Source organism: Nostoc sp. DSM 114167, from assembly GCF_052692655.1.
Genome location: NZ_CP195116.1, coordinates 7,370,555 through 7,393,127, shown reverse-complemented (window position 1 = coordinate 7,393,127; position 22,573 = coordinate 7,370,555). Strand labels below are relative to the sequence as shown.

Genomic DNA, 22,573 nt, shown 5'->3' with positions numbered 1-22,573 from the left:
CATTTGTCATTTGTCAGCAGTAAATACTATCGCTTCAACTTTAAATAATGAAACTTCAAGCTTAAAACTCGATACTTCAGCCTTTGAACTCGGAAGTTGCACCTTTTTACTGGAACGTTGCGCCTTTGAACTCGGAAGTTGCACCTTTTTACTGGAACGTTGCGCCTTTGAACTCGGAAGTTGCACCTTTTTACTGGAACGTTGAGCCTTTGAACTCGGAAGTTGCACCTTTTTGCTGGAACGTTGCACCTTTTTACTGGAACGTTGCGCCTTTGAACTCGGAAGTTGCACCTTTTTGCTGGAACGTTGAGCCTTTGAACTCGGAAGTTGCACCTTTTTGCTGGAACGTTGAGCCTTTGAACTTGGAACTTTAACCTTAGCACTTCTAACTCTTGTACAGACGCGATTCATCGCGTCTCTCAACACTCCCCACTCCCCAATGCCCTATTCCCCATTCCCCATTTATTATGAATATTCAATATAAATTCGACCAGCCAGTACTTTTACAACAAACACCTACTTGGTCAAGAGCGATCGCCTGGACTATTGTTGGAGTTAGCACCTTCACCGTAATCTGGGCCTCAGTCTTCCAAATTGATGAATCAATTCATGCTACTGGCAAGCTAGAACCACAGGGTGCAGTCAAAGAAATTCAGGCTCCGATTCATGGTGTTGTCAATGAGATTTTAGTCAAAGATGGTCAGCGAGTCAAAAAAGGTGAAACACTCGTTACCCTAGAAAAAACTTCTTCGGAGGCAGAGTTAACTTCGTTAAAGCAAAGTCGAGCGGCTCAATTGCTGGCGAAACAGGCGCTAGAGCAAGAAAATGACTTCTATCGCCGCCAGATGCAAGGGAACATATCATTACAGGAAGTAGCACAGCAAACTGCTCTGTTGAAAATTAAACCAGAATTAGCCTTTTTGACCAAAAGCCGAGCCGCGATAATTGCCGAAAACCAGTTGTATCGGACACAATTAAATGGTGCGACTGCTGGAAATAGTTTTACAAGAGAGCAACAGTTACGCTTGCGAAATCGCCAAATAGAATTGGAATCGCGTTTAGCCACAGCTAATTTAGAAACGGGACAGACGCAACAGCAATTTTTCCAAACTCAAGCGGAATTAACTAGCGCTAAAGAGTTGCTGACAATTAATCAACAAATTCTCCGCAAGTTTGAACCTCTAGCGCAGCAGGGGGCGATTTCCCAGGTGCAGTACTTGAAACAACAGCAGGATGTCAGCAGCAAACAAGCAGAAGTGATCCGACTGAATCGGGAACAGCAGCGATTACAATTAGCGATCGCCCAATCAAATCAAAAACTTCGCAACACTGCGGCTGTGTCTCAAGAAGATTTACTAGCCAAAATTACAGATAATGACAAAAACATTGCCGAAATTGACAGCCAATTAACCAAGGTAATTGTAGATAATCAAAAACGCCTCTATGAAATTAATAGTCAGATTGGAGAGATTGATAGTAAGTGGATTCAGGCAGAACAAACTCTGAAATATCAGAAAATTACAGCACCCGTAGATGGAACTGTCTTTGAACTCAAAGCCAAAACAGCAGGGTTTGTAGTTAATTCCAGCGAACCGCTCCTAAAACTCGTTCCTAGTGATAACTTGGTTGCTAACGTATATATCACCAACCGCGATATCGGCTTTGTCAAAGAAGGACAACAAGTGGATGTGAGAATTGATTCCTTTCCCTTCCAAGAGTATGGTGATATCAAAGGCGAACTAATTGAGATTGGCTCTGATGCCTTACCTCCAGACCAAGTTTATAATTTCTGGCGTTTTTCCGCAAAAGTCCGCCTACATGGGCAGAAATTACTAATTAATCAGCGTCAAATTCCCTTGCAATCAGGGATGTCCATTAATGCGAATGTGAAATTACGTCAGCGCACAATTATGAGCATCTTCACTGATTTCTTAGTACAAAAGACTGAAAGCTTAAAGTCTCTGCGCTAAACAAAAAGATTGAAAAACCTCTCCCCTAGAAGCCTACGGCGTACACCCATCTCTAAACAAAACCAAAATAAAATCGTTGTAGATCCAATACGCTTGGATTAAGCTTTTATTTCTCCCCCTGCCCCCTGCTCCCTGCCCCCTGCCCCCCTTACTGGGTCTGTTTAACCAAATCGGTAATCGTCTCAACCAGGTTTGTTGGATCGATAGGCTTCGGAATATGCCCTTGAAAACCTGCTTCTATAGCCTTTTGATAGTTAATTTCTCCAGCAAATGCTGTTAAGGCGATCGCTGGAATCTTCCCACCCTGTTGGTAGGGCAAGGCTCTCAGCTGGCGTACCAGCATATAGCCATCCATTTCTGGCATCCCAATATCGCTGAGTAGCACGTCTGCTCTGTACTTGGTTAAAGTAGCGAGAGCTTCAAAGGCTGAGGTGACAGTTGTTACATTCGCTCCATACATCTCTAGCATGAAAGCAATAAACTCCCGTGTATCTGCATTATCATCTACTACCAAAACTTTGATGCCATGCAAATTTAAGGATGGTTCAGGCGGTTTACTGCCTGCGTTCTTCTGGGATGGAGTTGCCATGAGCGGAAGTCTTACAGTAAAGGTTGCCCCCTGACCTTCACCTGCACTTTCTACCCGAACAGTTCCGCCATGCAATTCGACTAAGTGACGGACGATCGCCAACCCTAATCCCAGTCCACCAAACTTTCTGGTTGTAGCACTATCTGCTTGGCGGAAGTATTCAAATACATAGGGGAGGAAGTCAGGGTGAATCCCTTGACCTGTATCGATAACAGTGATTTCGGCAAAAGAGCTAACTTGTTTGAGCTGGATATCCACTTGTCCTCCGATGTCAGTGAACTTAATCGCGTTTGAGACGAGATTCCAAATCACTTGCTGTAATCGGTTGGGATCGCCCAAAATTTGCCCTACATTTGGTTCAAGCCTCACCTGAATTTGAATTGACTTGCTTTCAGCAGCCAGCTGTACAGTTTCCATTGCAGCTTTAACGATCGATACTAGATCGACTGGGCAAACTTTCAGGCTAAGTTTGCCTTGCAGAATTCGGGAGACATCCAACAAGTCTTCAATAAGTTCGGACTGTAACTTGGCATTGCGTTCGATCGCACTCAGGGCATAAGCAGTCTTGGCTTCGTCCAGCTTACAGGTTTGGAGCAGCTTAGACCAACCCAGAATCGGATTAAGGGGCGATCGCAACTCATGGGATAATACTGCCAGAAACTCATCTTTAATCCGGTTGGCTTGTTGCAATTGTTGAGCTTGTTGCTGGATTGAAGCGAGGAGATTTGCCCGTTCAATAGCGATCGCCATCTGTTCGCAGGTGGATTGCAACAGATCGATTTCTTCGGGAGTAAAGCAGGTACGGGTGCGGCTGGCAAAGGAGAGCGTCCCCAGTAACCGTCCCTGCACAATCAATGGTTGTCCAGCATAAGCCGTGATGCCAATTGAGTTGACAAGCTGCGCGTTAGGATGCGTGGAGATTTGCGATCGATCGAAGACAATTTGCTGTCGCTCTTGTGCCACCATTCCGCAAAGATATTGCCCAAGTTCAAGCCATTCCAGCGATTGAGCCGTTGCTTCAGAGATCCCCCCATAGTTGCTCAGATGCAGCATTTGCTGGTTGTCTTTTACCTCAACCATATAGTTGTAGTAAGAATGTAACTCTAGCTGGGCTGATAGCTTGTTAAATAAGTTATTCATCAACTGCATGGGATGTTCCGTGGCCAGTAAATCGCTGGTTGTTTCATACAGCAGATGCAGCCGTTCCTCTGCTCGTTTGCGTTCGGTAATGTCGAGTGCGGTTCCCAAAAACCTCACCGCCTGCTTGGACACCCCCTCTCCCTCAAATTGCATCTGCCCATTAGCGAATATCCACCGCTCAGTTCCATCCTTCCACAAGATCCGATAGTCAATTTCATAAGTACCTGACGACATCGGGTCGAGTGTATTGCTGATGGTGTTGACTACACGCTCGCAATCGTCTGGGTGGATGCGCTCTATTACCATCGACAGAGGGATAATCGCGGTGTCATCTGGTTCGCCCCAAATCTCGCGCATTCGCTTGTCCAACTCGACGAAGTTCGTATTGGGATCGTAATGCCAAGTCCCAAGCCGACTGATATTAACGGCAAGCTGTGCGCGTTCCTCACTTTCGTGTAGAGCTTTTTCTGCTTGTTTACGCTCGCTAATATCTTCTATTAAGCCGTCAATAACGGTTCTACCATCTACTTGGGTCAAAGTTGTACTAATTCGCACCCAAATTAAAGTACCATTGGCTCGTCGCAATTGCATCTCGCGATCGCGGATTTCGCTATTTTGCTTTAATTGGTTGAGAACTTGGGCATAGTCCAATGGTTGGAAATAAGGCTCAAGGGTTTGACTTGCGGGAATTTCAGTAAGAGAATTTAAACCTAACAGCCGTAGAAACGCGGGGTTGCCTTCGAGTAAAGTGCCATCTGTCGTTAAGCGATAAATTCCCACATTTAAATTATTCAGCAAAGTTTGAAGGCGTGATTCTAGCCTGACTGCTTTATGTTGAGCTTCAGTCCGCTCTATTGCTCGCCGGACTGCTGCGGGTAATCGAACATAGTGCTTAGGAGACTTGATGATGTAATCTTCCAATCCCGATTTCATCGCCTCAACGGCAATTTCCTGAGTACCACTATTGGTAAACATTATTACTGGGCAATCAGGATAACGATTTTTAATTACCCGGATTGCAGTTAAGCCATCACTCCAGCGTAATTGATAGTCAGTGATTACTAAATCAAACTCTCCTGTTTCTAATGCTTGTTCCAAGTCTTTTGCTTGCACAATTTCGTGAAACTGGAGGTCAAAAAACTCTTGCTTTAGTACATGAATCGCCAGTAGGCGGTCATTCAAATTATCATCAATTAGAAGAATGCGTAACATCTAACTACATTACATTTATGTAAGGGTGACAGTGAAAAGAATGCCCAAAAAATGTTCAAACAATTTAAATTTGCGGTCTTTCGTTAAAAATAATCCAGTGGAGATTAAGGGTTATAACAATTTCTACTAATTCATTAAAAATAACTGGCTTAACTATGTAAGCATTTACACCTATGTCATAAATATGATTAATGTCGGCATACTCTCTCGATGAGGTAAGAACTACGACCGGTAAGCGCTTGAGTTCTGGTTGCTGCCGTAACCACATCAAAACCTCAGCGCCGGATCTGCGGGGTAGTTTCAGATCGAGCAAGATTAGTACAGGCAAGGGATAACGAGTGCGATCGCCATAAGGTTCCTCTCCAGAGAGATATAACACTGCTGCATCGCCATCATTTACCACCTGAACTGGATTAACAATATTAGCCTTGCGGAGCGCGCGTTGCAGCAGCAGCACATCTTTGTGATTATCCTCTACAAGTAAAATAGTTTCTTGCTCTTTACTCATGAAATTTTGTTTTTAAAGGCAGGGGGCAGGGGGCAGGGGGCAGGCTTGCCGTGAGCGTAGCCGAACGGGAGCAGGGGGCAGGGGGAAAGAAAGTTTTTCATCCCTTACTGTGTGCCATAGGGCATGGTATAAGGTAAGGGTTTTGCACCAAATATTTAAGAGCGAGAAATAACTTTATGTTTGCCCGTAATCAAGGCGATTGAAAGATTTTAGGAATTTACATCTATAACTATAGGTAAATCTATCCAAAATCGGCTTCCTTGTCTAGGTTGGGATTCTACACCAACTTGTCCACCCATACGTTCGACTCCTTTGCGGACAATTGCTAAACCGATACCACTACCAGGATAAACTTCATAGCTGTGTAGGCGCTCAAAAACATTGAAAATGCGTTTTTGGTGTCTTTCCTCAATACCAATGCCGTTGTCTTGCACCCATAAGCGAACCAATCTATTACGTTTCTCAGTCCATATCCGTAACTGAGGTTGGATTCCTGGTGCTACAAATTTAATCGCGTTAGTTAGCAAATTGGTAATCACTTGAATCAAAATAGTAGGGTTTCCCGTAATTTCAGCTAAAGGCTCTTCAACTTGTACTCTCGCCTGTCGCTGTGTTATTTCTACTTCTAACTGTCTCAGTATTTGTATCATCAATAAAGATAAGTTAATAGCTTGTAATGGCATTTCAGTTCGGCTGAGGCGACTGTATTCAAGCAAATCTTGAACAAGCTTGTCTGCTTGCTGTGCACTTGCAATAATGCGCTGCAAATAGTTTTGTTGGTTCTCTAAGTTAGATTCGCTATCCTCGTTTTCTAGGAGGATTGAACCAAATGCTTGGATAGCACGTAATGGTTCTCGCAGATCGTGGGAAATTGAATAAGTAAATGCTTCTAAATCTTGATTAGCCACTGCTAATTCCTGATTTGTCTGCGCTAAATCTCGATTTGCTACTTCTAATTCAGCTGTACGCTCCCTGACTCGCTCCTCTAAGGTTTGGTTGAGTTGCTGAATTTCAATTTCAGCCTGTTTACGAGATGTAATATCTTCAATTAAGCCATCTATTACCTGTTGTCCCTCAACTGTATTTAGAGCTATGCTTAATCCAACCCAAATAAATCTTCCATCTGCTCGTTGTAATTGAATTTCTTGCTCTTGCTGTTGAGGTGGCGGCAGTTCTTGTAGTATTGAGTAGTATTCATCGATGTTTAATAAATTCATCGCTGAGGCTTGTGATAATGAATCCAGCCCCAACAATTCCAGAAACGCTGGGTTACACTCAATAAGATTTCCATCTGGATAAGTACGAAATATACCTACTTTTAATTGGTTGAGCAAACCTTGAAGACGGATTTCAAGTAAGGTAGCTCGTTGTTTGGTTTCTGCTCGTTCTAGCGCAACTCTCACAGCAACTGGTATGCGAATGTAGCGGTTGGGTAATTTGAGGACATAATCATCTAGCCCAGACTTCATTGCCTCTACCACAATTTCTTCACTACCTGTATTAGTGAACATAATCACTGGACAGTTGGGATACTGTTGCTTAATTGTATATAAAACTTCTAGTCCAGTACTCCAGCCCAATTGATAGTCGGTAATAACCAGATCGAATTCGCCTGTTGCTACTGCACTAGCAAAGCTAGAAGCTTCGCGAATTTCTTGAGGTTGAAATTGCGGAAATTCTCGCCTCAGTTCTCGGATTACTAAGGCGCGATCGCCTGGATTATCATCAATTATCAGAATGCGGAGTACTTGCGTCATTGGTATCGTTGCTGTGAGGAAGGGCTTTTGGCAGGGCAATCCAAAAGCGACTACCAATACCTAATTGCGATTCTACTCCGGCTCGACCGCCCATTCGCTCTAATCCTTTGCGGACAATTGCTAAACCAATACCTGTACCTGGATAGATTTCCACGCCATGCAGTCGTTCAAACACCCGAAAAATGCGCTCTTGATGTTCTGGCGCAATGCCGATGCCGTTGTCCACAATCGATAATTGGATCGAATCTTGCTTTTCTTGAGCATAGATTTCTACTTTTGGTTGTATTCCAGGCTGCACAAATTTCATCGCATTGCTGAGTAAATTGGTTACTACCTGAACAAGGGTAGAGCGATGAGCCATCACTGGCGGCAAGGGTTTTGCCACCGTGACTTGTGCAAGCTGTTCCTGCACTTGTTTGCTGAGTTGTTTTAAAGCTTCCTCAACAACATCAGTTAAATCAACTTTTTGCATTTGAATTTGGGCACGGCTGAGGCGGCTGTATGCTAGCAGTTCGGCAATTAGGGTGTCCATTTGGACTGCACCCTCTGTAATATATTGAATGTATTCTTGCCCAACAGAGTCTAGTTTGTCTGTGTAATCTTCTTGCAATGCCTGAGCAAAGCCTTGCATAGTACGTAATGGTGCGCGTAAATCGTGCGATATCGTGTAAGTAAATGCTTTTAACTCTTGATTTGTTTCTTGCAACTGTGCAGTGCGTTCGGCAACACGCTGTTCTAGTTCCAAAGCGTAATTTTGAAGTTGTTCGCGTAGCAGAGATTGTTGGATAGCGATCGCTAACTGAGCCGCTACCTCAACCACAACATCTTGTGCTTGAGCATCAAAAACAGCTGTCTGAGTCGCCGCTAAGTTGAGTTCTCCTAGCAGCGTTTCTTCAACTAACATCGGAATCCGCAAACAACAACGCATTCCTGCCGAATGCAACCGTTTTAAAATAGGCGGGTAAAGATCAACATTTGTCAAGTCTTTAACATAACTAAGGTTTTGTCGTAAGCTTTGCTCAGGCGCAAAGTCTGATAGTGACATTTTTGTACCTTCAAGCGGTTGTAATTCTTTAGTGCTGCTGCCTGCGACAATCTCAGTTGTACCTGCCTCAAAATTAAACAGGGCCACAAATGCTTGCTCATAAGGAACTAACTGACGCATTTGTTTTAGTGCAGTTCGGACTAGAGACTTGAGCGACTCAGCCGCTAAAATTGCTTGGTCAATGTTATGTAAAGCAGCAAGTCTTTGGGCAGAAAGCTGAACATTTTCAGTTTGTATTTGGGCAGTTTTGAGAGCATTCTCATAATTTTCAGACACATGGGAAATTTGCCGTCGAATATAAAAGGCAAGGATGCCACCAGCAGCAAGCGACAGGATTATGCTAGTAAAGATGACTCGCTCAGTAGTCTGTTGGACTGCTTGGTTGCGCTGATACCGTAGCTGCTCTTCAGTAGCAATAAAATTAGTAATTTGATTTCGCATCACATCCATGCTCTGTTTGCGAACCTCAATTGCTGATAGGGGTTCAGCTTCACCTCTTTGTTTGCGGGCGATCGCTTGAGAAATAGATTTCTTCCAGCCTGTTTTCTCTGCCTTGATTTGCCTTAAGCGTTGACTTTGTTGGGGATTATCTGAAACTAAATCGCCCAACCGATCAAAAGTAGTATTAATGGTAGAGTTAGCTTGCTGATAAGGTTCAAGAAATTGTGGCTTACTTGTGAGCTGGTATCCACGTACTCCTGTCTCCAGATCCAGTAATAGCTTTTGTAAGCCATTTGCTCTGGCAATTACTTGGTCAGTGTGGTCAACCCATTGCATAGCCGAAAGCAGGCGGTTAATTTGCCAGATTGAAACTCCTGACAATGACAATAATAGGATAATTGGTAGAGCGATCGCGCCGATCAGCCTACGCCTGAATGCAACTTGAGTAATTTGCAGCATTTACTTATGCTATAGCAGCACTTGTACAGTAAACGACACTATCTTGAAAATAACTTTGTTTACGTAGCTGCTTTGATCGCGAGCTTCAGGACTGTCTAGGGGACAACGCCCAATACTTTTCGGATAAGCCTAACAATCTCTCTTTTGGTCTGGGAAAAGGTTAAAGGGCAAAGGGGAAAAGGTAAATTCAAACCCTTTCCCTTTCCCCTTTCCCCCTTAACCGAAAAGTATTGGGACAATGCCAACTTCTGTTGTGATTGTTTTTTCCTCACATTTCTAGCTTCCGGCCAACCATATACCACAAACCCACGGCATAGCGGATGTAATTGAGTTCTGTAAAACCTGCTTTCGCAAACTCGTACTCGAAGTTGAAATGGATAAAGTCATCCAACCACGGTTCTTGAAAAGAAGCACTCAGGGCATATTCACCCCGATAGGTGTCAGCATATAGTACCCAACCTCCGGGTTTGGCGATCCGGTACATCTCCTTGAGAATCTTAGGCGTCCACTCTTTAGGTGTCTCGTGAAAGAGTAGTGATGATGTGACAAGATCGAAGGAGTTGTCAGCGTAGCCAGTGTTACGAGCGTCTACCTGCTCGAAGGATGCCCGCTCACTTAATCCAGCCTTGTTAAATTTGTGCTGACTAATCACCAGCATATAAGGTGAAATATCAGTAATGCGAAAAGTGGCCTGTGGAAACCTCTGTGCCAGTGCCAGCGCTCCACCAGCCGTACCTGCACCAAGCTCCAGCACCGTCTCAATTTGAGCGTCTTGAGGAATTAGTTCAGCCATTGTCTCGCGCAACTGCTGACAACTAACATTGTGGCTGAGGGGAATAATAGCATCCATCACAGCATCCCAGGTTAAACACGACTGAGGGTTAGTGTAGGAATCAGTTGACCCATGAATGTGAGCGTGGATATAGTCAGGGTAATATTCATGCTCAGTATGGTAGTCTTTGAGTTCCTCTTCCCAATTAATCGAGGCATATTCCTGCATTACTGAGGGCATGGCTGCGGTGACGCGTTGAATTACCTCGGTTCGATACGCTTGTTTTTTTTCTGCGTTCCATCTCGGCATAATCATCTCCTACTTACACTCGTTACTGGTGTTCCTATATTCCAATCTGGGAACGAGAAATATACTGCAAATATAATAGAGCAATACTCCAGACAGTTTTTAATTGAGCCAATTTACAAAAAAGCTATCGATCCTTTAGGGTGCTGATTAGAATAAACAAGCATCGGAACGATAGCTATATGTAAATTGTACAGAGTACGTTATCCTGTCGCTAACCCTCTCTACATTTATTGGAGTATTGGAGAATTTATTTTTTGACATTCCTTAAGACCTGAGAATGACAAATGGAAATGAAGTTAACTGTTTAAATTTAAGTAAATAACCAAAAAAGTATGAATAATTCCGCTAAAGTCTTATTAAAAACCAACTTTATTCTTTTTAAAAATGAATATAGAAGAAGCACTAGTAATTTTAGATACATTCCTTGAACATGGCTTAAGTGATGTTCAAGAAATAATATTTCGTCAAGCTTGGGAAGGAAAAACTTATCCAGATATCGCCGAAAGCTGTGGTTACGATGCTAATTATATAAAAGATGTTGGTTCTAAGTTATGGAAGCTACTTTCACAAGCTTTTGGGGAAGAGGTGACAAAAAGTAATTTTCGCTCAGTATTGAGACGGCGAAGCCTCCAGCGGGCTTTGCCTACGCAAAATAGCGTTTTGTCAGAACAATTACAACCTGTGCCAGCAGTCTTAAGACAGTCTCAGCCAACAAACAGAGCCAAAGATGGAATATCAGCGTCTTCTTTGGTAATCGAAAAGCAAGACGAGAGAAAAACCCCAGTCTCTAATCCCGACTTTTTAGAAAATCCTGGTGGCTCAGTGCCCCTAAATTCCTCTTTTTACATAGAGCGTCCGCCAATTGAAGAACGCACATATACCGAAATCAATAAACCTGGAAGCCTAATCAGAATCAAAGCCCCCAGCAAAATGGGAAAAACTTCCCTAATGCACAGAATTCTGACTCACGCTAAACAGACTGGCGTACACACTGTACAGATTGGTTTACAGAGAGCAGATAGTCAAGTTTTCACTAGCTTGGAAAAATTCTTACGCTGGTTTTGCGCTAACATCAGTCGGCAGTTGAACCTAGAAATCAGACTAGATGATTATTGGGATGAGGATATTGGTAGCAAAGTTAGCTGCACATTGTATTTACAGGAGTATTTGCTAGAAAAAATTGACGCTCCGGTAGTCTTAGCTTTGGATGAAGTGAATCGAATTTTCGAGTATCCAGAAATCTCTAGAGATTTTCTGCCGCTACTGCGTTCTTGGTATGAAGATGCTTCTGAATTAGAAATCTGGCAAAAACTCCGATTAGTAGTAGTTCATGCCACTGAAGCTTATATCCCACTAGATATTAATCAATCACCTTTCAATGTGGGCCTACCGATTAAATTACCAGAATTTAGTTTACAGCAGATGCAGGATTTGGCAGTGCGTCATGGACTGGATTGGGCCAAAGGTGAGAAAGGATTGGAAAAGCTGGCTTTGCTACGAGCAATGATTGGCGGTCATCCTTATTTAGCTCGTCTGGCTCTTTATAACCTGGGAAATCAAACAGTAACCCTAGAGCAGCTATTACAAGAAGCTCCCACAATTGCCGGTATTTATAGCAACTATTTACGCCATCATCTAGCCAATCTCCAAGAACATCCAGAACTTGCGATCGCACTTAAACGGGTAGTTACCTCTCCCACAAGTGTACAACTAGAAGCGATCGCTGCCTATAAATTAGAAAGTATGGGTCTGGTAAAACTTGAAGGAAATCAGGCAATGCCTAGCTGTGATTTGTATCAGCTATATTTCCAAGAGCAATTAACCTAAACGCTATGAATAAATACGAATATCAAATTGGCGGTAGTCTCAAAGTTGATGCTCCTAGTTATGTAGAACGGCAGGCTGACTTTGAACTTTATAATGCGCTAATTCAAGGTGAATTTTGTTATGTATTTAGCTCGCGACAGATGGGTAAATCTAGCTTGCGGTTACAAACAAGGCATAAATTAGAACAAGCAGGCTACAGTTGTGCTTCTATCGATATGACTCGTATCGGCAACGGTAATATTACTCCTGCTCAATGGTATAAGGGCATAGTAGTTGACTTATTAAGGAGCTTTAATCTCTTTAGCAAAGTTAATATCAAAGCTTGGTGGTCGGAGCGTGAAGATTTACCTGCATTACAGCGATTGAGCCAGTTTGTTGAAGACATTTTGTTAGTTGAACTAAAAACTGAAAAAATATTTATTTTTATTGATGAAATTGATAGTGTTTTAGGTTTAAATTTCCCGGTAGTCGATTTTTTTACTCTGATTCGCTCATGCTATAATCAACGAGCCGAAAATCCCGAATATAACCGACTAACTTGGGCACTATTTGGAGTAGCAACACCTTCAGATTTGATTGCCGATCGCAACTGTACGCCATTTAATATTGGTAAATCTATTGAACTGCACGGCTTTAATTTATCGGAAGTTCAGCCATTAGCCGCAGGTTTAGAAAGTAAAGTAGCTAATCCGATGGCAGTTCTCAAAGAAATTTTAGCTTGGACAAATGGTCAGCCGTTTCTGACTCAAAAACTATGTCAGATAGTAGTACAAGAAAGAACTTGTGGAAGCAAAAATGTTGAAGATCACAGAAGCATAGAAGTTGATGAGCGTTATAAATTGGATAACCATTTACCGATTATTAATCAACATCTGATAAATTTTTATTACCAATTTCCCTTATTAATTTTAGAAAAACTAGTACAAACCCACATTATTGAGAAATGGGAGGCAAAGGACGATCCAGAGCATTTGAAAACAATCCGCGATCGCCTACTGATCGACGAACAGCGTGCTGGAGGTTTACTAGGACTGTACCAGCAAATTTTACAAGGTATTCAGATAGCTAGTGATGATGAAGAAGAACAAATAGAACTGCTGTTATCGGGGTTAGTAACCAAGCAACAAGGGCAATTAATCGTAAAGAACCGGATTTATGAAGAGGTTTTTAACCAAACTTGGGTAGAAAAACAATTAGCAAAATTACGACCCTACTCCCAAGCATTCAATGCTTGGATAGCCTCAGAGCATCGTGATAATTCCCGACTATTACGCGGGACAGCTTTACATGAAGCTCTAGCTTGGTCACAAGGTAAAAGCTTGAGCGATTTGGATTATCAATTTTTAGCAGCTAGCCAAGAATGCGATCGCCGAGAAGTTGAGACATGGTTAGAAGCAGAACGAACTAAAGAAGTTAAAGCTCGATTAGTTCAAGAGCAAAAAGCAGCTAGATTTCAAAGATTATTTTTTCTAGGCGCGTTCGGTTGGGCATTAATAGTTGTTTTAGGATTGGCGATGGTAACTTTCGAGTATAAAAAGCACTGTTCAGTCACCTCAAAGCAATTACTACATCAACCATAATACTAATTCGCAATTTGCAAGAAACGCTGCTTCCCTATCACTGTCTAGAATTTTCTGAAGAACCGCAAGGGCGAACTGGCTCTCCTACAATAATTTTATTTTTACTTGATAAAAAGCCTCTTAAGAGTTAATTTTATTTTGAATTAATTCAAAAAAGTCTAAAATCTCTTTAGTTGAGCGAATATGATAAACACTTTTGTTGCTTTGAGCTTGTTTGATATACTCACGATACTTTGGAGTTAAAAATTTGTGGCATAACCAAAGTGCACGGTAGCTTTTAAGCGAACTTTCCAATATAGGACTATTTTGTGGCCAGCCTTCAGGCGGTTGAAAGTAACCTGTGATGAATCGCTTAGTTACCCACCAAACATGGATATATAGTGGTAAATCGACAAAAACCAGAGTATCCGCCTCGTCAAGTCTTTGCCAGAGTGTTTCCATGCAACCAAAACCGTCAATAATCCATCTTTGAGTTTGTAAAATTTCCTGATGGATATGCTTGTAGTCTTCATGAGGAACTTCAGCACCTCCAGCGAAATACTTTATCTTGTCCAAAACGTGAAGTGGTAAACCAGTAATTTCTGATAATTTCTTACTCAGAGTTGATTTACCGCCTCCAGCATTGCCAAATACCGCTACTTTTTTCATAGCCATTTTCGTTTTAGGACAATATAGTTCAACAGGCAACAAGGCTTGTCAAGAAAGAATAGGAATTTCTTTTATAATACTTAAATGATACATAGAGTAGCGCAAAAATGTACTATTTTATTCCTGATACGATCTACGCTATATCTATTACTGCTAAAGAAAACTCAGATAATTGCATCCAATTAACTAGCAATCCGAAGAATAGTTATATTTGCGATCGCCTGTTCAATGATTTGTGCTGGGATAGCTGTACTCTATTGCTTTAAATATCTCGTACTTTGTATCTTGAGAGACAGCAGTGAGAATTCTTTGAGATGCGTCACACTTTCTTTCCATTTTTGGGAATTATAGCTCGATTACACAGATTTGAGCCTTAACTGAACTATATTGGTTTAGAATAAACCCTCTACCTCAGCAAATTTCCGCAAGCGTGGTAGACACTGCCGTTGATAGAAACTGCTTAATGTTGCAATTGACAGCCCAAAGTCTTGAGATAATTCTTTCCAGCTAACTTCCGGGGGTAAGCGTTTGAGAATTAATACCTGACAATTTACGTCTGGACGCCCTTTAATGTGAGTACTACGTAGTTCCATATCCGAGTCTGTCTCCACCCATGTCTCCAGGTTTTCCAAAATGGGAGGCGTTTGGGGGGTAGCTGGTATATTATCTATCGGGTCAATAGTTTCACCAATCTCACCCGACTTAGACTGACGAACCTTAAAGGAGACTGTTGTGGCTTTTTCCCGGTTTTGGTTGAGATAAAAGTCTTGTAGTCTGCGTTTTAGGTAAGCATCTAGCCAATTAATCACACTACCTTGAGTGGAGTCATAGGCTTGACCTGTCAGACCATCACAAACGTTGCGGCAGAAATACAACCAAGTTTGTTGCAGTGCGTCTTGATAGTAGGGAGTGTTTTCCTTCCAGAGTTTACCTTGTGTCAAACGAATGATTTGCGTGAGCAACTTCTGACGTTGAGGGCTTCCAGGTGAATGTCTACGAGCTTCGACAACTAAGGATGCTAGCTGTTCATTTAGATCCTTCTTAACTGAGGTGCTAAACAACAGAGTTTCTTCAGACGAGATAAAATCTTGATTTATAGTATTTTTTAGCATCTTATTTTCTTTCCTCAAGTTTCCTTATTCCGCATACTTTGTAGGCTATGGTTGCAATGGGCAATACCCTTTAGCTCACCGACTCAGTTCAATCCAGATAATGAAATGTAAAATGCAAACCAGAATAACCTATTGCTGTTGGGGGTTTTCCTTTTGCCTCTACTTATTAGACGTTCTTGAGGTTTTGGATTGAAGTTGGCTTTGACTATGCCTTTAATTTAAGTAAATTACTCACTTTTAACAGCATGAAAAAGTCATGAGTCGTCAGGAATTTTGCCGTAAAACTTTTATTAAGTTATGTAAAAAATGTCAGTAAACGTCAGAAAAAATCTCTTATCCACCTGTGTTAGCAGTTTTAGATTAGAAGTTTTGGCTAAAACGTCTTTTCCAAGAGTTTAAGACTACTCATTCATTTGAGAAAGTTCCTGATATAAATCACTTTATTTGCTTGTTAAAATAATCTTAGTAAGAGGCTATATCGCGGACACTAGCGCAATGGTACTCCTGTCCGTTTAACTCTAGATAATTAACAGTTATTTCCACGGCTATGTCCTGACCATCTTGGGTTCGTTGAGTAGACTTAAAAGTGAGAGAGCCTTTTTGTCTAACTTCCTCCCAGTGCGATCGCCAAGTAACCGTCGAAAAATTTGGATCTATATCGTAAACAGTCATGCTCAACAATTGGGCGCGGGAGTAGCCAAGATGACGACAAGCGGCTTCATTCACGTAAACTAGCTGGGCATCCGAATTTACAAAAAAGATAGAATCCTTAAATTTATCTAGATAAAACTGACTAAGGCGCAGGGCTGATTCGGCTTTTTGGCGATCGCTAATTTCCTGTTGCAAAAGTATATTTTGCTGGGTCAGTTGTTTTTGCAACCTGCGGATAGTCAAGTTATTTTCTACACGGGCAAAAACCTCTTCTTCACTAAAAGGTTTGGTAATATAATCCACTCCCCCGACTGCAAAAGCTTTTACTTTATCAAAAACTTCATCCAAGGCGCTAATAAAAATCACCGGAATGTCGCGGGTTTTCTCTGAGGCTTTCAAATGTTGACAGACTTCATAACCATTCATTTCTGGCATCATGATGTCAAGCAAAATTAAATCGGGTGGTGCAGCTTGTGCTGTTTTCAAAGCTGTTTGTCCGTTAATAACTCTCCGAATTTCATAGCCAACCTGAGTTAGCATAGCGGATAAAAGTCGCAGATTATCGGGTGTATCATCAACAACAAGAATATTTGCTTTTGGTAGCTGAACTTGATGGTTATCCATTTTTATTAGAAATAATTTATCAGAAAAGAATTCAGGAGTCAGAAATCAGAATTCCGAATTGAATTAGAGTCCGACTGGTGAATGAATGGGTTTAAGATCCCCACAAAATATTTTTTTGCATTCACGACACGAAGATTTAGTGATGTTTAATTAGTGGCGGATTTCATATCAAGTCTGGCTAATTAGTTATGCCCCAGTCATTGCACCTCACACGCCAGATGCGTTTAATAAGTAATCAAGCGGATATCATATCAATCCCCCACCTTCTTGTTCTGACTCCTTAATTCTGACTTCTGAATTCTGATTCAAAAATCATTTTTTACGATTGTGTTAAATCAATAACTTTATCAATACGAAAGTTATTAACCCAATCAGACAGAGTGTTTGTCAAAAGAGCAGATTCTTCAGGAATTTGCTCAAGCAAGCTAAAAATCAGCTTTTCATCAGTACACAGTGCCGCTTGGTGGAGCTGTGCTACCCACTCAGTGGGCATCTGAGCCAGCATCTCTTCTAATGATAAAATTTTCAGGTCGGAATTTTCGGTAAATTCGTCTTTTTGAAGGGGTTTCTCTGCATACACATAGCGCACCCCTAAATATTTAGACATCATATTTAAGATTACTTCCTCTCGGAACGGCTTACGTACAAAATCGTTGCAGCCAGCCGATAAAACCACAAAGCGCTCCTCATCAAAAGCACTAGCAGTTAGGGCAATAATGACAGTAGCTTGACCTTTTAAAGTAGCTCTGATTTGTTTAGTAGCTTCATACCCATCCATTACAGGCATCCGCATATCCATCCAAATTAGTTGTGGCTCCCAAGTTTCCCAAAGAGTCACCCCTTCTTGACCATTTTCAGCATGACGTACCTCGAAGCCAAGGGATACTAGCATCTTGACTAAGAGTTCGCGATTTTCCCATTTATCTTCAACTACTAAGATTCGGTATTTTGGTTGATTAGGCTCTAAACCAATTACTCGTCGTTTTAGCTGTCGAATTGGAGCTTCAGCTACTTCTGCTAGACTAATTTGAAGATCAAAAGAAAAAATCGTTCCTTGACCCAAAGTACTGCTAACAGTAATACTTCCCCCCATTAGATGCACGAATTGTTGACTAATAGTTAAACCCAAACCTGTTCCTTGCTGAGATTTTCGTCCTGCTTCTGTTTGAACAAAGGGTTTAAACAACTTTTCAATTTCGGCAGGTGCAATCCCTGTGCCGGTATCTTCGACTTCAAAATGAAGCCAGAAGAATGAAGGGCGAGAGTTTTTTATTACTTGTGTCCCTTCTTGTTGCTGTAACTTACTTTCTTCCTTCATTCTAACTCGTAAACTCACGCCACCTTCTTGAGTAAATTTGATAGCATTACCAAGGAGGTTAATCAAAATTTGACGCAATTTACTTTCATCTGTATGCACATATCTAGGAACTTCAGGTCTACGTTCAAACATCAACTGTAAACCTTTGGATTCTGCTTTAATTTGAAACATCTCTTCAAGTGAATCAAGTAGAGTGTACAAGTCAAAGCTATTGTTGTTCAGTGTCGTTAAACCCGCCTCAATTTTGGACATTGACAACACATCATTAATCAAGGTTAGCAAATGCTCTCCACTGCGACTGATAATTTCTAAATGTTCTAACTGAGAAACATTGATAGAAGAATCGCGCATCATTAGCTGAGTAAACCCAAGAATGCTGTTGAGAGGAGTACGAAGTTCGTGACTCATGTTTGCGAGAAATTCGCTTTTGGCACGGTTGGCAGTTTCGGCTTCTTTGGCTTTTAGTTCTAATCTATGGCTGTAATTCTCTAACTGTTCGCCAGAGATTTTTAACTGTCGCGTTAGCCAAGACACTCCAATCAATAGAAATCCCATTGATAAGAATCCCACTAACATCATCGTCCCTGCTAATCGCCGAGCCGGCGCAAAGGCTTCTTCCTGGTTCATCTCCACCATTAAGGCTAGGTCTTGGTCATTGAGCCAGTGATATACCCCAATTACTAACACTCCAGCATAGTTTGGATAAAGTCCTTGACCACTAATTCCACCCATTGCTGCATCAATACCTTGGCTACTAACTCCTTGAGAAAAGTCCGGTGTTTTATTTTTATCTTTAGAAATAAAAGCGTTTTTAGTTACTAAAGAACCAACTAAATAAGTTTCTCCGCTCTTACCTAAGCCTGTACGTTCTCGTACAATTTGATCTATTCTGCCTAAATTTAGATCGGCTAAAAGAATACCTTGACGTACCTTGGCTGCATCACGTAGAGGGGTTGCAAAAGTCACTGATGGCTTACCAGTAATCGGTGAGGCATAAAAGATGGGGGCAAAAGAGTCTCCTGGCTGAATCTGTTCAATATAGGTGATGTTAGCTGAAATTTCATATTGACCTTCACGCTGTTTATTAGTAGATAAAATAATCCGATTGCTCCGGTCAAGAATGGAAATTTCTCCCAGACTTGGCTTGATTTTAGCCATGTTTGCGAGATAATCTGAGAGAACTTTGTAAGCTTGACGATAATTTGCGTCAGCGGGTTTAGAATTTAAAAGGATTTGAAAATTATTTTGTACGTCTGGAAACTGAGTTACTAAGAGAAAGTCTCGTTCTTGGTCTTCAAACCAACGGGTAATTTCTTCCTCTTTCAGGGTAGCAGCAGCACTGAGTCGTTCAAAAGCAGCTTGCTTCAAAGCTTCCCTCGCATTGAGAAAAGCAAATCCTCCTACTACACCTACAGTTACCAAGGATAGGAATAAGAAGGAACTGGCAACTTTAATAGTTAGGTGCTGATTCCAGAAGTTCATATATTTACAACTTGTTTCTTATTCTAAAGATATTTATCTTTTTTATTATTCATGTAGATAGGTTATTCCTTTAGTTAATATAAATAATTATTGATTACCATTGGGCAAAAATCTGTTTGATCTGCTTAATTGCTTCATCAGTTGCTTGCTCTGGAGAAATTTTATCTACAATTATTCGATTAAGAGCTTTTCCCCAGATATTCTCCTCTAACACTACGCTGTATGCTGGGTTGTTGACATAATAAAACAACCGCGTTGAACCTTGCGTCACCGTCTTAACCGCAGTTGAAACGTGTGGGTCAGCTGGGTTTTTCCAAAATGGGTCTTGCCAAAGTGTCTTGATGATAGGTAAATTACAACCTCCAGCAGCTTTCAGATACTTACCTATCACCTGTGATTGGGTGAGATATGCAAGAAAATCCAAAGCTTTTTTCTGTTGTTGGGAATCGGCGAACAAAACTGCTTGCCGAAGTGTAAGTAGATAACGCATTGGCTTGCCGTTAGGTTTGTTGGGAAATTTTAAAATACCAAGCTTATGGCGATAGGTGTTGGGATCTTGGCGCACAGAGCAAGGAATTGAGAGGGTGTTGTTAGGAGTCATCACCACCATACGGTTGAGCAAGCTGCGATTATTATCTGGATTTAACCAATCGAGTGCATCTGGTGGCACATAACCTTGTTGGTAAAATTTGGTATACCAATCTAATGCCTGGACAATTTTTTGTCTCACCTTTGGCTCATCGATCAGGAGTTTACCTTCTGAGTCAAGAATTTGCACATCGTATGCTTCTAAAATATGCTCAAAAAAGATGTAGGTATCTGAAGCTCCAGTAGAAAAAGGAAAACCTAACCCATAAATATTCTGTTTTTGCTGTTTTGCCCGCAGTTTGTTCTGTGCTTGTTTCCAAAACTCCCAAAACCGATCCCAATCTTTGGGGATATCCCTTTTGCTGCGACCTATTTGCTCTAGCAAGTCTCGCCAGTAGAAAATATGAACTGTTGCCTGATTAATAGGAACTGCATAGTAACTTCGCTTTTTTGCAGCATTATTATAATAATTAACAGCTTGCAGGGCATATTCAGGATAAAGATTTTTGACTGGCTCAATTACATCCGTTACATCCGCCAGTTTCCCTTCCCAAGCCAAATGCGGATTCAACGCTCTCTCAGCGCCATAACTCATCATGATATCGGGTGGATTACCCGCGTGAATGGCCCTACGCGCTTTCTGCGGTAACTCATCGCCGATATAGAAGGAAAGCTTGACTTGATTACCAGTTTGTTTTTCCCAGTTGCTCACCAACTGCTTGATTGCTTCATCCTCATCGACAGTAAAACCTTTATCCCACCAAATCTTTAAAACTGTGTTGTCAGTAGGGGCATGGGTGACTGAAGATTGTTTTAATTTGGGGGTGTTAGTACAAGCAATAATTATCAAGCTGAGTATCAATACGATGAACACATATCTGCGATAATGGTAATATTGTGGCTGATTATGAAAGCCTTTAGCAATTTGACTAGCTTTTGTTTTAAATGTCATATTTATAAAAGCTTACTGCCATTGGTCAAAAATTTGCTTAATTCGGGCGATCGCTTCATCAGCTGCTTGCTCTGGAGAAATTTTATCTACAACAATTCGATTTATCGCTTTACCCCAGACATTATCTTTCAAAACCAAGCTATAGGCTGGGTTTTGGACAAAATAAAATGGGCGAGTTTCTCTGTTGAGAAATATATTAGCGGCAGTCGAGAGATAGGGATCTTTGGAATTTTTCCAAAAAGGATCTTCCCACGCCGATGTTAAAACTGGTAAATGACGACCTCCAGAAGCCTTGAGATAATTTCCCATCACTTCTGGTTGTATTAAGTATGCAAGAAACTCCTTAGCTAGTTTCTGTTTTTGAGAATCGGCAAATAAAAACGCTTCCTTAACCGTAATTAAGTAGCGCATTGGCAAGCCATTGGGTTTATTTGGAAACTCTAAAATACCAAGTTTTTGATAATATGTATCAGGGTTTTGCCGCACAGCAGCAGGAATTGAAAGCGAGTTGTTAGGAGTCATAACCACGCTTTGATTAAGTAAGCTACGATTATTATCTGGATTCAACCAATTTACAGCATCTAGTGGGACGTAGCCTTGCTGATAAAAATTTGTGTACCATTTTAAACTGTTAATAATACCTTGACGCACTTTCGGTTCGTCAAGGATAAGTTTATCTGTAGAATCTAAAATTTGCACATCGTATGCTTCTAAAATCTGCTCAAATAAGTAGTATGTATCAGCAGAACTAATGCCGAAGGTAAATCCTAACCCATAAATATTCTGTTTTTTATCTGGTATTTGTTTTGTCCGCAAGTCATCCTGGATTTGTTTCCAAAGCTCCCAAAAATCATCCCAATTTTTTGGTATATCACTTTCCTTACGACCTATTTGCTTTAGCAAATCTCGCCAGTAAAAAATGTGAATAGTTGCTTGGCTCATTGGCAGACCATAGTAGCTTCGCTTTTGAGTAACATTGTTATAAGACTGAACAGTTTTGAGGATTTTTTCCGGGTAAAAACTTTTTAGTGGCTCAATTACATCTGATATATCTGCTAGTTTGCCTTCCCAACTTAAACGGGGAATAATTTCTCGGTCGGCAGTATAACTGGTAACAATATCAGGTAGGTTGCCAGCCTGAATTTCTCTTTGAATCTTCCGTGTTAGCTCATCTGTAGAATATAAAGAAAGCTTGATTTTGTTGCCAGTTTGTTTTTCCCACTGGCTAACTAGTTGCTTGAGAGCTTCATCCTCTTCCTGAGTAAAACCTTTATCCCACCAAATCCTTAAATCGGTAGTTTCACTGGATAACTTATTAAGTGGGGAAGGGGAGGATTGATATGTGTTAGTGCAAGCAACAATTATCAAGCAGAGGATTAATGCAATGAGTGCGTAGGAACGATCGCTAAAAGTTTCCTTAGCTCTCTGCTGATTCTTCAAAACCTGAGTAATCTGACTGGCTTTTTTTCTGAACACCACACTTCTAAAGCTTATATTTAAACTGAATAGATATACTCAATTTAAAGCTTTTTGTCGATCTCTCAATAATTTACAAGCGATCGCTCTTAAAACAGATGGACAACTGCTTG

At 41.2% G+C, this 22,573-nt stretch carries 15 protein-coding genes; 4 read left to right on the top strand and 11 right to left on the bottom strand.

The genetic code is table 11. The annotated features are described in order from the left end of the window. The first annotated feature begins 83 nt into the window (after positions 1–83). Both NSTC731_RS31000 and NSTC731_RS30995 read left to right on the top strand, forming a co-directional pair. Positions 84–374, top strand: a complete 291-nt coding sequence (locus tag NSTC731_RS31000) for a hypothetical protein (RefSeq protein WP_445628298.1) — start codon at positions 84–86, stop codon at positions 372–374. A 93-nt stretch (positions 375–467) separates the two neighbouring features. Next, positions 468–1,970: an HlyD family efflux transporter periplasmic adaptor subunit gene (locus NSTC731_RS30995; protein WP_445628297.1), complete on the top strand. Its 1,503-nt coding sequence runs from the start codon at positions 468–470 to the stop codon at positions 1,968–1,970. A gap of 148 nt (positions 1,971–2,118) precedes the next feature. On the opposite strand, the gene NSTC731_RS30990 is transcribed toward NSTC731_RS30995, so the two are convergent. The 5 genes from NSTC731_RS30990 to NSTC731_RS30970 form a co-directional block, all read right to left on the bottom strand. Next, positions 2,119–4,911 (bottom strand): response regulator, encoded by a 2,793-nt coding sequence (locus tag NSTC731_RS30990; protein ID WP_445628296.1) that lies wholly within the window; start codon positions 4,909–4,911, stop codon positions 2,119–2,121. Positions 4,912–4,975: 64 nt separating this feature from the next. After that, positions 4,976–5,419, bottom strand: coding sequence for a response regulator (locus NSTC731_RS30985; protein WP_445628295.1), 444 nt, complete (start codon positions 5,417–5,419; stop codon positions 4,976–4,978). Positions 5,420–5,628: 209 nt separating this feature from the next. After that, positions 5,629–7,176, bottom strand: coding sequence for a sensor histidine kinase (locus NSTC731_RS30980; RefSeq protein WP_445628294.1), 1,548 nt, complete (start codon positions 7,174–7,176; stop codon positions 5,629–5,631). Continuing rightward, positions 7,145–9,121: a CHASE3 domain-containing protein gene (locus NSTC731_RS30975; protein WP_445628293.1), complete on the bottom strand. Its 1,977-nt coding sequence runs from the start codon at positions 9,119–9,121 to the stop codon at positions 7,145–7,147. Before NSTC731_RS30975 ends, NSTC731_RS30980 begins: the two co-directional genes overlap by 32 nt. A gap of 268 nt (positions 9,122–9,389) precedes the next feature. After that, entirely contained in the window at positions 9,390–10,202 is an 813-nt protein-coding gene (locus NSTC731_RS30970; protein WP_445628292.1) for a class I SAM-dependent methyltransferase, read from the bottom strand. 384 nt (positions 10,203–10,586) lie between these two features. On the opposite strand from NSTC731_RS30970, the gene NSTC731_RS30965 reads away from it, so the two are divergent. Continuing rightward, positions 10,587–12,029 (top strand): AAA-like domain-containing protein, encoded by a 1,443-nt coding sequence (locus tag NSTC731_RS30965; RefSeq protein WP_445628291.1) that lies wholly within the window; start codon positions 10,587–10,589, stop codon positions 12,027–12,029. 5 nt (positions 12,030–12,034) lie between these two features. Further along, positions 12,035–13,609, top strand: coding sequence for an AAA-like domain-containing protein (locus tag NSTC731_RS30960; protein WP_445628290.1), 1,575 nt, complete (start codon positions 12,035–12,037; stop codon positions 13,607–13,609). 120 nt (positions 13,610–13,729) lie between these two features. Here the strand turns inward: NSTC731_RS30960 and NSTC731_RS30955 are convergent, their stop codons facing one another. The 6 genes from NSTC731_RS30955 to NSTC731_RS30930 all read right to left on the bottom strand — a co-directional run bounded on the left by NSTC731_RS30955 (position 13,730) and on the right by NSTC731_RS30930 (position 22,463). Beyond that, positions 13,730–14,257: an adenylate kinase gene (locus tag NSTC731_RS30955; RefSeq protein ID WP_445628289.1), complete on the bottom strand. Its 528-nt coding sequence runs from the start codon at positions 14,255–14,257 to the stop codon at positions 13,730–13,732. A gap of 392 nt (positions 14,258–14,649) precedes the next feature. Beyond that, complete coding sequence (locus NSTC731_RS30950; protein ID WP_445628288.1) at positions 14,650–15,369, bottom strand: sigma-70 family RNA polymerase sigma factor; 720 nt, start codon at positions 15,367–15,369, stop codon at positions 14,650–14,652. A 462-nt stretch (positions 15,370–15,831) separates the two neighbouring features. Then, positions 15,832–16,644, bottom strand: a complete 813-nt coding sequence (locus NSTC731_RS30945; RefSeq protein ID WP_445628287.1) for a response regulator — start codon at positions 16,642–16,644, stop codon at positions 15,832–15,834. Between the two features lie 319 nt (positions 16,645–16,963). After that, positions 16,964–19,444 (bottom strand): ATP-binding protein, encoded by a 2,481-nt coding sequence (locus NSTC731_RS30940; protein ID WP_445628286.1) that lies wholly within the window; start codon positions 19,442–19,444, stop codon positions 16,964–16,966. Between the two features lie 94 nt (positions 19,445–19,538). After that, positions 19,539–20,984, bottom strand: coding sequence for a sugar ABC transporter substrate-binding protein (locus tag NSTC731_RS30935; RefSeq protein WP_445628285.1), 1,446 nt, complete (start codon positions 20,982–20,984; stop codon positions 19,539–19,541). Between the two features lie 12 nt (positions 20,985–20,996). Then, positions 20,997–22,463 carry a sugar ABC transporter substrate-binding protein gene (locus NSTC731_RS30930; RefSeq protein WP_445628284.1) on the bottom strand — a complete coding sequence of 489 codons (1,467 nt, stop codon included), beginning with the start codon at positions 22,461–22,463 and terminating at the stop codon, positions 20,997–20,999. Positions 22,464–22,573: the final 110 nt, after the last annotated feature.

Coding starts and splice junctions, on each gene's coding strand:
- NSTC731_RS30995 (WP_445628297.1), top strand. CDS start 468: ATGAATATTCAATATAAATTCGACCAGCCAGTACTTTTACAACAAACA.
- NSTC731_RS30990 (WP_445628296.1), bottom strand. CDS start 4,911: ATGTTACGCATTCTTCTAATTGATGATAATTTGAATGACCGCCTACTG.
- NSTC731_RS30985 (WP_445628295.1), bottom strand. CDS start 5,419: ATGAGTAAAGAGCAAGAAACTATTTTACTTGTAGAGGATAATCACAAA.
- NSTC731_RS30980 (WP_445628294.1), bottom strand. CDS start 7,176: ATGACGCAAGTACTCCGCATTCTGATAATTGATGATAATCCAGGCGAT.
- NSTC731_RS30975 (WP_445628293.1), bottom strand. CDS start 9,121: ATGCTGCAAATTACTCAAGTTGCATTCAGGCGTAGGCTGATCGGCGCG.
- NSTC731_RS30970 (WP_445628292.1), bottom strand. CDS start 10,202: ATGCCGAGATGGAACGCAGAAAAAAAACAAGCGTATCGAACCGAGGTA.
- NSTC731_RS30965 (WP_445628291.1), top strand. CDS start 10,587: ATGAATATAGAAGAAGCACTAGTAATTTTAGATACATTCCTTGAACAT.
- NSTC731_RS30960 (WP_445628290.1), top strand. CDS start 12,035: ATGAATAAATACGAATATCAAATTGGCGGTAGTCTCAAAGTTGATGCT.
- NSTC731_RS30955 (WP_445628289.1), bottom strand. CDS start 14,257: ATGAAAAAAGTAGCGGTATTTGGCAATGCTGGAGGCGGTAAATCAACT.
- NSTC731_RS30950 (WP_445628288.1), bottom strand. CDS start 15,369: ATGCTAAAAAATACTATAAATCAAGATTTTATCTCGTCTGAAGAAACT.
- NSTC731_RS30945 (WP_445628287.1), bottom strand. CDS start 16,644: ATGGATAACCATCAAGTTCAGCTACCAAAAGCAAATATTCTTGTTGTT.
- NSTC731_RS30940 (WP_445628286.1), bottom strand. CDS start 19,444: ATGAACTTCTGGAATCAGCACCTAACTATTAAAGTTGCCAGTTCCTTC.
- NSTC731_RS30935 (WP_445628285.1), bottom strand. CDS start 20,984: ATGACATTTAAAACAAAAGCTAGTCAAATTGCTAAAGGCTTTCATAAT.